The organism is Shewanella sp. W3-18-1 (assembly GCF_000015185.1).
Taxonomy (GTDB): Bacteria; Pseudomonadota; Gammaproteobacteria; order Enterobacterales; family Shewanellaceae; genus Shewanella; species Shewanella putrefaciens.
In genome coordinates this window covers 1,125,111-1,137,130 of the sequence record NC_008750.1, presented here as the reverse complement: position 1 = coordinate 1,137,130, position 12,020 = coordinate 1,125,111, and the positions used below count along the sequence as shown (strand labels likewise).

The following is a 12,020-nucleotide window of genomic DNA, read 5'->3' as shown; positions in this document are numbered from 1 at the left end:
GTGGCATCAGACTAAACGCCTGACGGAATAATCTGTCAGGCGTTTTATTTAACGTGCTTTATCCAAGGCATCACATAAGGCTTGAACGCCAAGTAATGCTCTGGGCGTCGCACGGTGCAATAAATCGGCATTGAGTTGATAAATATGCTGATTTTTAACGGCAGGAATTTCTGGCCATTGGCGCCAATCAACCCCTTTCACATTGCCTTCCTCTTCACTTTGTAAAATCACATCTGGTAAAGTCAGTAACACATTTTCTAAACTCACCTGCGGATAATCGCTATCGGCATCGTAAAACACATTTTGTCCATGGCACACACTCATAATCTCTTGGATCCAACTGTTTTTAGAGACTGTCATTAAGGGGGTAGACCAGAGTTGATAAAATACCTTAGGTTCTGATTTTTTAGCATTTTCAACCCGCAATCGGATAAGCTCAGCGCGATAAGCGGCCGCAGCCTTGCTTGCTTCTTCAACATGCCCCGTAAGTTGGCCTAACTCTTCAAGCTCCTTGGCGACGCCTTCTAAGGTTTTAGGATCGCTACCATAAAGATTAAATCCTAACGTCCTAAGCTGGTTGATATCTTCGGCTTTATTACCCGAATCCCACACCACAATCAGATCGGGATTAAGCTCTAGTACCCGCTCCATTTGAATGCCATAGTAACCGCCAATACGCGGGATCTTTTTTGCAGCCTCAGGATAATCCGCATAATCGGTTGCGGCCACAATCGTATCGCCCGCGCCTATGGCATAAAGCATTTCCACCGCATGGGGAGAGAGCGCAATAATGCGTTTAGCGGGCTGCGCCAGTACATCAGTCGAACACAACAGATATAGACAGAAAAACAGCCCAATAACGCCTTGTATATACATATTATTCCTTAAGTGGTTAATTGATTAGCTCAGTCGGCCAGCCATAGCGATCCAAGTAAACTTTTAGATTTTTTGGCCGATATTGGGGGTCTCGCTCCCAGCGGATTTTCACTGAATGGTGCAGTAACACAGGAACAGTCGAAGGATCCAGTGGCCGCAAGTACGCCTGCTTTATCCGATAAAAACTGCGCCGTGAGTCATGTAAAGTCGCGAGCGGATTAGGATGTAAACTTGCCGTTAAATGTGGCTCTAGGCTTAAATTAAATTTCTGCGCCTCGGATATCATCCACAACAGTGCAATATCCGACAGCAATGAGCCGTCTTTATCAGGTTTATAACTGCCGCCAATATTGCTATGGGCACCCGCAAACCACACTTGCTGCATGTCCATATTGTCGCGTAGTTGCCAAATGGTCGGCTCAAAATCACTGCGGTGTTCATCTATGGCTAAGGCATGACGGGCAACGCGCACATTGCGGCCAATTTTAGTATCGTAAAACTCGTCTTTATCTTCGAACAAGCCTAAAAACGAGATAGGGATCCCCATAGCACCCACGGTATCCCACACGCCAACAAACTTGATTTCCCGAGATTCATGACTGTATCTCGCTCTAAACTCGAGGGATTTTTCACCATCAGGCGCAAAGGGCGCACTGCTTTTTTTATAGTGGTCGAAAGCTTGTTGAATCAACGCCGCATCGGGACGTTTGAGTATGCCGCAGTTATTAATCAAGCCACACAGGCAACGCACTGTGTAAGCACCACGACTAAAGCCAAAGAGGTAAATCTCATCGCCGGGGGAATAGTTTTGCACTATATAGCGATAACCATCCATGATGTTTTTATGTAAACCGCGCCCTGTCGCACCACCGATGGTTTGATCGTAATAGGAACCCACACCCCAGTCATAAAACACTTGCTGGGGTTTGCCGTCACTGGCCAAGGGGCTAATCGCCCGCGCGAGGCGCAGCACATTGGTTGGGAAATCGACCTTAAGATCTTTCTCGGGCCGATTCCAAGTCCCATCGGCACAAATCACAATACGTTTATTCATCGCATCATCCTTGAGTCACAGATGCCCAATCTCACAGGTAAAAAGCTGTCGATACAGACGCTAACGGGTTTTACCAAGGAATAACAGCCTCGCTATCCTTGTTTGCTGGCGATTCAAGGCGTTAAAAGCTCATCTTGCTTTACATGCTAACATCGCGGCAAAAAACCTATAGTGACATAAAAACCTAAGCTGACAAATTAGAACAATAAGATGCCGCTACAGTTTGCATATGTAATGTTCGTTTAACAAGCGTTGGACAGAGGAGCGTTAAATATAGAAGGGCTAATATCACTAAATGACTTATTGCTTAGTTATTAAATGCAGGCTCCTATTGAAGGGCGAACCATGGTATTTGCTCGACGACACGGTGATGGCTCACCTATTTAGCATTGACGTAGCCTGTAGACTTAAAAAGCTTATGCTGCACGCTTTGGGACAAAAGTGCACGAATAGTACGATTGAGTGACTTATAACTTAAGCTGTAGGGAACTTAATGCATAGGCCCCGACTTATAGGTTTGCCATGCCATTTGCTCGTCGACTCGGTGAATAGAAACCTAGGGTTTCTGAGCTTATGAACGAGAGCCATGGACGGCGAACTGGCAGTTAAACAGGGATGTTGTTCAAGTCCATCCGTGGATGCTCGACTGCCCCGTCCATAGGGCGGACGGTCGTCTCGCAAATCACCATGGCTCACCGTTTTGGCTTTAGCGTAACCTGTAGATTTAAAAGACATACGCAACACAGTTTTGGACATATTCCGAGTTAAAGCATTAACTCTAACTCGTCAGTTTCGTATAAAAATTTCTATGGATTAACGCCCGCCTAAGGGGCTGACAACGCATTACCACTAAACTCAAACGAAACAACTGCAACCACTACGGCTCATTGGGACTGGAAACGCCACGCGTTGACAGTCCATCTTGAGGCGTTTGTTATGAGCCGGACTTGAGATAAACACCCACTTCTCTAAATTGAGATTTCAAATCCAACATTTGTATGTGAGCCAGTACTATTTGGAATAGATTGAACACTGCTGCTGCAAACATGCACCCAGCCACATAGCCAGACCACATTTGTTTGTCAGGCTGATATAACGTGCTGAAAGATATAACAAAGAAAATGAGACTAGAGAAGCTTAATAGGTATTCATTACAACTATATAGGTACGAATTTATCGAGTAGTCATATTTGATTGTGACTTTTCCACCTGCTCGAGCCAACTTTAGGTGAAGTGAATTGCCTACATTTTTATAAGATAAATGATTCTTATCAAGTATTTGCTCTACTTTTTCCAACATTCTTCAATGTCCTCCATGACCATTGATTTAGCAGTACCACTAGCGTTGGTACTGCAATTTCTACAACGATTACTGCAAGATGTGTTCAATATGTACGAGACTCATAACGCTTTGCCAAGGGGCAAATGCGAACGTCGTTGGGCGAAGCCCTGTGAGTATTTGTCCCAGCCGCGATTTTTAGCGGCGAACTTAGGCAACTTGTTAGTAGCATATTATGCAACGCTGTTTGATTTTGAAGGCGAACGTTTTTTTAGTATACCTATAGCCAGAAATACTATTGAAGAAACTAAAAATATACCCGAACCAAAAAAGTCTTGCTCTATAACGTTATAGGCCAACCCTAAAAGCATGATAAAAGCTGCTCCAAAATAATACGAAATACTTTTTTTCATTACACTTCCTTTTAATTTAGATTCGATGCTCATTTACTACTAACGCCCCGCTAAACGGCGAGCGTTAGCGAGTCCGGTGGAGGCCACGCCTTTTGTGGCCGGAACGAATTTGAGCGGCTTGTTATAAGGCATTTTGGCACTCACTGTGAATTTTCCCGCACAAAGCCGAAGCCTCTTCGTACTGGATGCCTATTATTTCAGGCACTACTGCCCTGGAAACAGCGCTCGCACCATGTAATAGTTCTCGAAGGCTTCCAAGACATGCAATCAAAGTGCGCTCCTCATCGGTGCTCAATGAGGCCGGCCACTTCTTTACAACCTCTATCAGGTCGGGCTTTTCGAGACCAAACAATGTGGGGCATTCAAAATCCCACTTATCAATCCAATATTGGATCGACTTGAGCAAGGCTTCCTTTTCTATGGCAGTGAAATTCATCATGACTTATAACGTCTTAGTATTTATGCGCTGCGCTGTTTGCAGGGCATAAATCGCTTGTTGGACTTGGCCGCTGCCACATCCGTGTAAATGGGTATGAATGATGCTATAGGAATTTGCTTTTTTGCGGTAGCGGTTTTTTATACAGTTTGATGGGTAATCACTTGATATCGTTTTAGCTTTCTCATTCTTTTACGCTAACTTTCGACTGATTATTGACCTTGGTTGACAGCATTTGGGCCCCGCATTCAGGCTGACACTCACACCCTATCCCCTCACTGGCTTACCCCATAAGACTGGCTGCTTTTCGCTGTCGGTTACGCTACGTCTTGAGGGAGGGGTTATCCTGACAGGCATATTGGCTGACTTTGGTTGTTAATCATCACTAATCCCTGCTGTCTTATCAGCCCAATAAACTGTAAATGACCTAACTGGCATTGCGGACATGACCACAAACAGTCCTCCTTAACTAAAGGACTCACCAATACCACCTGCGGCTTACGTAATTGCGGCTGGATAAGCGCGAGCTTTTTACGGCGGCAAGCGTTGGCGAGAAAACCAAAGTGTCTCACTCGCATCAGCCCTTTGGGCAACACATGTAATAAGTAACGGCGGATAAACTCATCACAGCTTAGCCGCATTTGCTTATGCTGCTGACCGTCACGATAGTCCTTGTAGTAAAAACTGACATGCTCTGCGGTGACGTCGGCAATTCTTGATTCATGCAGCATGCCTTTACGGGTATAACGCCCGAGATATTCCACCACGGTTTCAGCGCGGCTCAGACACGCTTTGCTGTAAACACACCACGGTTTTGCCATTAAGGTGTCAGCCGCAGGGATAGCCAGCTCATGTTGTCGAAGCACCCGTAATAACTTGGCCCGATACACGGTGGACAAGGCTTTCACCGGAAACAGATAATCCGTTTTCACGCTATGCCAATCTCCCGCTGACGTCAGCACCCCACCCGGGATTAAGCAATGCAAGTGAATATGCTGACTCAAGGTTTGCCCCCACGTGTGCAGCACCATAGTGCAACCCAATTGACCCTGAAGGTGTTTTCGCTTCATACCAAACTGCGCAAGCGTCTGCCACACCGACTCAAACAGGGCGCTGTATAGCGGCTTGGCAGCGTAGTGCGCCAAGATGTTCAACTCGTGGGGTAAGGTAAAGACCAAATGGAAATAGCGACAAGGCAAGACTTGCGCCTGTTGCGCAGCAATCCATGCTTGTGTCTGCCTTCCCTGGCAACGAGGACAATGCCGGTCACCACAGGAGCAAAATACCTGCTGCTCATATTGGCAAGTATCACAACGCCATTGCTGTATGCCTAAGGTTTGCGTGCGACACTGCTGAATATGCTGGCAGACTAAGGCTTGCTGTTCGGTCAGTTTATGCTGCTGTTGGTAGTGGGCTAAGTGCTGATGAAGGATATCGCTTAAATGGTAGGTGGTTGCCATTGCATCCCCCCAAGACTTGCTAGCAAGTCACACCCTTGATGACCCAATTCCGGCGACCAATGCAAGTAGCGCTCGGTGGACTTAATACTGTGATGACCAAGTTGGGCCTGTAATTGATGAAGGGGCATACCCGCTTGTAATTGATGGGTCGCATAAGCATGCCTTAGGCTGTGTGGGCTGCACGGCTTAGTGATACCCGCTAAGCGAGCCGCCTTCGCTAAGGCTTTACGAAAGGTCGACTCATGCAGCGGATAAACCACATCATGATAGGTCGAGGCAAACAACCATTCGACGGGATGATACGCTTGCCAATACTGACGCAACAGGGTGAGTAAGGTCGGTGAAATAATCACCCAGCGGTCGCAGGCCCCCTTGCCTTGACACACTTTGAGCAACTGCCGCTGCCCATCGATATCAGCAACCTTAATATGGGTTAACTCACTGACGCGTAAACCACAACCATAACACAGCGCCAACATGGCGCGTTGTTTCAGGCTTTGACAGTGGTACAGCAGTGCCGCGATATCTTGGCAACTCAGCAATTGCGGCAGTTTGTGCGGACGTTTAGGTAAACTTAGCTGAATCGTAAAGTCACGTTTTAGGACATGTTCATAGAAAAAATGAATGCCATTAAGCTGTAACTTTAAGGTGGCTCTGGAATGATGCCGCTCAAGATTTAAGTAACGGAAATAAGCCGTAAGCTGCTCATCCGTAATGTTATCGAGCGGTTGGTTGGCATACTGCTGCAGTTGGGTGATGGCATACAAATAAGCGTTACGCGTACGGGCCGAGTAACCACGTAAACTAATCTCATCATGGAATTGTTGCAGAAGTGATGACATGGTAGACCTCCTAGGTGAGGGATTATCCCTAGGAGTAAGTGTGGAGCAGTGGATCGTTTTAGGCTCCGCGCAGCGGCTTAGTTCAACATTTTATTAGTGCGCATGCGCGTTTACCTCATTAGACCAGTTAAAACGCGCAAAGTTAACTATCTGTATGTAAAGAACTTATCAGCTTTCTATCAAATACACCATCTGGAAAAACGCGCAAACTAATGAGTGTAAAAACACTCAAAAACATCTAAATTTAAATATGACTGTATACCCATACATTGTTAGTCGATTTCTGGTAAGGCAAAACATAGGCAAATAGATAAAAATTTGTATAGCAGCAGGAGTGGGAATTTTTGGTTGAGCTAACGAGGCGAAACACGGAATGGGGCAATAGCTTTTTAGCTAAACGAGCAGCGAGAGGGTTAGTTAAGATTGGCATTGGTGTACCAGTGACCGTTGGCGACATGGATGTCGCCGTCGAGCCTATAGGGATATATTTACGGCGTGTCACTGGGGAAGCAATGACAATTAATACGGAATGCGCGTAACTCAACTGTCTTGCTTTGGGGCATTAGCTTTTTAGCTAAACGAACAGCTAGAGGGTTCGTTAAGATTGCCATTGTTACACCAGTTATCGTTGGCGGCATGGCCGCCATTTTATATCTGCCCAATATGAATAAAATATCTCTTTATGGTGATAACAACACACTCAGTTTAATAATCAAATCCCGGCTGCGCTTTTATTCCGGCTTCAAAGGCATGTTTAATCGGTTGCACTTCGCTGACAGTATCAGCCAGCTCGATAATCGCGCGATGACAAGCGCGGCCCGTAATAATCACATGCTGCATGGGTGGACGATTTTTAAGTGCGCTAAGCACACGCTCCACATCTAAATAGTGATAGCTCACCATATAGGTGAGTTCATCGAGCATCACGCAATCTATGCTCTCATCTTGCAGCAGCTTTTCGGCGGCTTCCCAAGCGAGTACAGCGGCGGCGGTATCTTTTTCTTTATCTTGGGTTTCCCAAGTAAAACCTGTGCCCATTACATGAAACTCAACCCCTGCGCCTTCGAGTAAATTGCGCTCACCGCACTCCCAAGTGCCTTTGATAAATTGCACTACCGCGGCTTTTTTACCGTGACCGACGGCGCGGGCCACTGTGCCAAAACCTGAGGTCGATTTGCCTTTACCGTTACCGGTTAACACCAGTAGAATCCCCTTCTCCTCTTGGGCAGCGGCAATTTTAGCATCCACACCGGCTTTCACTTTCTGTTGGCGAGCCTTGTGGCGTTCGGCCTTGATTTGCGCTTGTTCGTTGTCGTTCTGTGCTGTCATGGTCTTCTCTTCACTCTGCTGCTAAAAATGTCTGCTTTTAAAACTTATGCTTCTAAAACTTATGCTTCTAAAATTGGCTGTAATTTTTGCATGTCTAAATGCTCGGCTAACACATCGGCTAAACGATCGAGTTGCTGCTCACGTATTTTATTGATATCTATCGCCTTAGCATCGTTTAATCCCGCCCAGCGCAAAATCAACTGACACGCATCCGGGCTATCAAACAGCCCATGTAAATAAGTGCCAAGGATTTGCCCGTCATCACTTTGCAGGCCATCGGCAAAGCTCATAGATGTGGAATCAGGGATTAACTGCAAGGGTACATTCGTTTGTTCAAGCCTAGGGATAAGATAGCTTGATTCACCGCAGTGGATTTCATAGCCCTTAACAGCAACCTTTTGCCCAAGTAACGTTAGCTCACCGCTCACTCGCCGTAACTGTTTTTCGGCTTTGAGTTCTGTGCTCAGCGGTAGGTAGCCAAGTCCAACGGTATCACCCGCACTGTCTTCAATGCCTAAGGGATCGGCAATGCTTTGGCCTAGCATTTGATAGCCGCCACAAACGCCTAGCACTTTTCCGCCGTAACGCAGGTGTGTGGCGATATCTTTATCCCAGCCTTGCTGGCGTAAAAAGGCCAAATCCGCGCGCACATTCTTACTGCCGGGCAAGATCAATACATCAGCGGCGGGCAGATGAGTGGAGTGACTCGCGGCTTGGGTTTGTAATGACACATAGTCAAAATCGATATCGGGATGCAGCCGCAGCGGATCAAAATCCGTGTGATTACTGATCCTTGGGTACACTAATACCCGCACTTTTAAGCGGCTGTTAGCGCCTTTGGTCGGCGAGCTTATCAGCGCATCTTCGGCATCGAGATGTAAATCATGCAGATAAGGCAACACACCTAAAACAGGCTTTTTTGTATAAGTTTCAAGCCAATCGAGGCCAGATTGCAACAGGCTAATATCGCCACGGAAACGGTTGATCACAAAGCCCTTTACCCGTGCTTGTTCAGATTCTGATAACAAGGCCAAGGTCCCGACCAAATGGGCAAATACGCCGCCCTTGTCGATATCGGCAATGATAATCACAGGACAATCCACAACTTCGGCAAATCCCATGTTGGCAATATCACCTTCACGCAGATTGATCTCCGCCGGACTGCCCGCGCCTTCAACCACTATGGTTTGATATTGGGCCGTCAATCGCTCGAAGGACTCCAGCACAGCACCAAGCGCCATAGCCTTGTAATCCTTAGATTTAGGCCCAAAAAAGGCCGAGGCTTCGAGTGTCGTCAGGGCTTTGCCATGAACGATAATTTGCGCGCCCGTGTCCGAGCTTGGTTTAAGCAGTATGGGATTAAAATCGGTATGGGGCTCAAGATAACAGGCCACGGCTTGTAAGGCCTGTGCGCGGCCAATCTCGCCGCCATCAATAGTAACAGCGCTATTGAGTGCCATATTTTGCGGCTTAAAGGGCGCAACCTTAATCCCCTGACGAGCGAGCAAACGACAAATGCCTGCGACTAAGGTGCTCTTGCCAGCATCCGATGTTGTGCCCTGCACCATCAAGACTGCCGCGCGCCGAGGTGAATTAATATTGGCGGTATTGTCTATAGTGAAAGAAGACATTGTATTTACAGAAGGCATAGATTAATGACTTACTTAAGTTTGCGGTATTAACATCCAAGCTAAGCCCCAATACTCATGCAAAGCCGTTATAAACGCATCGATTAAAGCTAAAGTGGTTTTAGTGTTAAGGGTAAACCTGCAACCACTAAGGTAACATTGTCCGCTAAGGTCGCCACGGCTTGGTTTAACCAGCCAGCTTCATCCACAAATTGTCGGCTTAACGCACCTAAGGGTACTATGCCGGAGCCAACTTCGTTACTGATTAAAATCACTACACCTTCAAGCTCGGCAAGGGAATCGACAAACGCATTCTTCTCGTTTTGCCAAGATATCAGCGGATCAAGGCTCGTGTTTTTAGTCGCAATGTCCGCGGCGAAATACCCTTCTGTAGGAATCGGTTCATCTAATTCGGGGTAACAAGCGAGTAACTGGTTAGTTAACCAAAGCGTTAAACAATCCACAAGGATCACACGCCCAGGTTTTGCTAAGTGCTTCAATTGCGTTGTCAGCGCGAGGGGTTCTTCAATTAATTGCCATGCAATACCATCATCTGCACGGTCTTGTTGGTGTTTCACTATACGTTCAGTCATTTCGGCATCCCGTGCTTGCGCTGTAGCAACAAAGCACGCATCAAATCCCAGCGCCGTATATTGGCGCACTAAGGATTCGCCGTAACGGCTCTTGCCGCTACGGGCACCTCCTACGACTAAATGGATCACAGAATACTTCCAACAATCAGCAGCACAAGATAACAAACAATCTCGCATATTTGTTGTGCCGCGCCTAAAGTATCGCCCGTGTATCCCCCAATCTGACGCCTAAAAATAACGACAATCAAACGGCGTAACCCGATCATCACCAACAACAATGAGAGGGCTGCTAATCCCTTAAGGAATAACAACACCAATACACCGCTGGCAACCAAGATAAATAGCTCATTAATGCCTTGATGCTGAGATAGTGGTTTAGATTTGCTGGTTTCATCATCGCGCACATATTTTTCGGTAAAAATAATGCTCGCAGCAACCACGCGACTCACTGTATGCGCCACGATAAGCGCCGAGCCTGCAACCACGGGATCATAAAGTGCCAATTCAACCAACAATTGCCATTTCAGCAATAACGCTAATATCAAGGCGATAGCGCCATAACTACCAAGCCGCGAATCCTTCATGATCCGCAGTTTATCTTCTGCCGTCCAACCACCGCCAAAACCGTCGAAGGTATCGGCTAGGCCATCCTCGTGGAATCCACCTGTCAGTAAAACGCCAACTAACATGGCTAACAGCACTGATACCCCTGCAGGAAGCCAATTCTGTGTTAACCAAAAGACAATCGCACTTAACAGGCCAATTAACAGGCCCACTAAGCCAAAATAACGGCTCGCCTTATTGAGTTTATCGCTATCAACCTCAACCCATTTAGGCATTGGGATGCGGGTAAAGTAGCCCATAGCAACTAAAAATAAATCTATTTCTTTGTGCCAGCTTTCGCGTTCTGACATAAAGCATCCTTAGTGAATCCACACTTGCTGCAAGGTTTAAAATTAAAACGGTTGGCTAAAAAGTTATTATTTTAAATAAGTAAAATAAACAGCTTAGCTGATGCATATCATACAACAGCCTCAATCCCCGCATCACTAAAACTCGCCATTTGATTGTAAAAATTTACTGCTGCTTGGATAAGCGGTAGAGCCAAGGCTGCACCAGTGCCTTCGCCTAATCTTAGGCCAAGCGATAGCAAAGGTTTAGCCTGCAAAAATTCTAACATTCGCAGATGGCCTTGCTCTTCTGATTGATGGGCAAAAATCAAATAGTCGCGCACATTAGGCGCTATTGTTACTGCGACTAATGCAGCGGCAGTCGCGATAAAACCATCCACAACCACCAGCATGTTACGCTCGGCGGCGGCTAACATAGCGCCTGTCATCTGCACAATTTCAAAACCACCTAAACACGCCAACACTTCTTTTGGTCCAGTTAACGCACTTTGATGTAGCAATAACGCTAGCTCAATCAGCATCAATTTTCGCGCTAAGGTTTCTTGATTAATGCCAGTACCACGGCCAACACAATCAATCACATCGAGCTGCATTATCGCCGCCATAATCGCAGATGCGGCAGAGGTATTGCCTATGCCCATCTCGCCAAAGGCCACCAGATTACAGCCCGTTTGGTGGTGGCGTTCAATCAAATCACGCGCCATCGCAAAGCCTTTATCGACGGTTTCCAGCGCCATGGCAGGCTCTAAATGAATAGCGCCAGTTCCAGCGCCAAGACGTTGATCAATAATGCCTTTAACCCCTTCGATAGGCGTTAAAATACCGCAATCGATCACTTCGAGCTTAAAGCCAACTTGCCGACAAAAAACATTAATTGCCGCACCGCCATGGGCAAAGTTTTGCACCATTTGGCGCGTCACTTCACTAGGGGCAATGGAAACGCCTTCTGCTGCAATGCCATGGTCACCCGCAAACACCAGCATGGTGGGATTCGCTATATATGGCTGATCAGCACCCTGTATGCGAGCTATTTGTAATGCTAAGGATTCGAGCTGCCCGAGGGCGCCAAGCGGCTTAGTCTTAAGATTTATTTTCTGTTGAATCGACTGTTCTTGTACTTTGCTCACAGGGTTAATTTGAAACGACACGGCTGATTGAGACATTCACACTCCACTTGCTAATCCAAATTTAATCACTAC

Annotated in this window: 11 protein-coding genes; all 11 read right to left on the bottom strand. The window is 46.6% G+C overall.

Features of this window, described 5'->3' with window-relative positions; all coding sequences use genetic code 11:
* Positions 1–48: 48 nt before the first annotated feature.
* On the bottom strand, positions 49–876 hold the full coding sequence (locus SPUTW3181_RS05130; RefSeq protein ID WP_011788371.1) for a cobalamin-binding protein: 828 nt from the start codon (positions 874–876) through the stop codon (positions 49–51).
* A gap of 16 nt (positions 877–892) precedes the next feature.
* Entirely contained in the window at positions 893–1,930 is a 1,038-nt protein-coding gene (locus SPUTW3181_RS05125; RefSeq protein ID WP_011788370.1) for a DUF2235 domain-containing protein, read from the bottom strand.
* A 1,512-nt stretch (positions 1,931–3,442) separates the two neighbouring features.
* Positions 3,443–3,622, bottom strand: a complete 180-nt coding sequence (locus SPUTW3181_RS21515; protein ID WP_081429787.1) for a hypothetical protein — start codon at positions 3,620–3,622, stop codon at positions 3,443–3,445.
* Positions 3,623–3,743: 121 nt separating this feature from the next.
* Complete coding sequence (locus SPUTW3181_RS05110; protein WP_041408016.1) at positions 3,744–4,061, bottom strand: hypothetical protein; 318 nt, start codon at positions 4,059–4,061, stop codon at positions 3,744–3,746.
* Positions 4,062–4,399: 338 nt separating this feature from the next.
* Positions 4,400–5,518, bottom strand: coding sequence for an IS91 family transposase (locus tag SPUTW3181_RS05105; protein ID WP_011788368.1), 1,119 nt, complete (start codon positions 5,516–5,518; stop codon positions 4,400–4,402).
* Positions 5,497–6,360, bottom strand: coding sequence for a tyrosine-type recombinase/integrase (locus SPUTW3181_RS05100; protein WP_011788367.1), 864 nt, complete (start codon positions 6,358–6,360; stop codon positions 5,497–5,499). Before SPUTW3181_RS05100 ends, SPUTW3181_RS05105 begins: the two co-directional genes overlap by 22 nt.
* A gap of 705 nt (positions 6,361–7,065) precedes the next feature.
* The gene (gene cobO, locus SPUTW3181_RS05090; RefSeq protein ID WP_011788366.1) at positions 7,066–7,689 is read right to left on the bottom strand and encodes a cob(I)yrinic acid a,c-diamide adenosyltransferase; all 624 of its coding nucleotides are present in this window, start codon (positions 7,687–7,689) and stop codon (positions 7,066–7,068) included.
* Positions 7,690–7,748: 59 nt separating this feature from the next.
* Positions 7,749–9,320, bottom strand: a complete 1,572-nt coding sequence (locus SPUTW3181_RS05085) for a cobyric acid synthase (protein ID WP_227498144.1) — start codon at positions 9,318–9,320, stop codon at positions 7,749–7,751.
* Positions 9,321–9,427: 107 nt separating this feature from the next.
* Positions 9,428–10,039: a bifunctional adenosylcobinamide kinase/adenosylcobinamide-phosphate guanylyltransferase gene (gene cobU, locus SPUTW3181_RS05080; protein WP_011788364.1), complete on the bottom strand. Its 612-nt coding sequence runs from the start codon at positions 10,037–10,039 to the stop codon at positions 9,428–9,430.
* On the bottom strand, positions 10,036–10,824 hold the full coding sequence (locus tag SPUTW3181_RS05075; RefSeq protein WP_011788363.1) for an adenosylcobinamide-GDP ribazoletransferase: 789 nt from the start codon (positions 10,822–10,824) through the stop codon (positions 10,036–10,038). Before SPUTW3181_RS05075 ends, cobU begins: the two co-directional genes overlap by 4 nt.
* Before the next feature lie 107 nt (positions 10,825–10,931).
* Positions 10,932–11,984 carry a nicotinate-nucleotide--dimethylbenzimidazole phosphoribosyltransferase gene (cobT, locus tag SPUTW3181_RS05070; protein WP_011788362.1) on the bottom strand — a complete coding sequence of 351 codons (1,053 nt, stop codon included), beginning with the start codon at positions 11,982–11,984 and terminating at the stop codon, positions 10,932–10,934.
* Positions 11,985–12,020 lie beyond the last annotated feature (36 nt).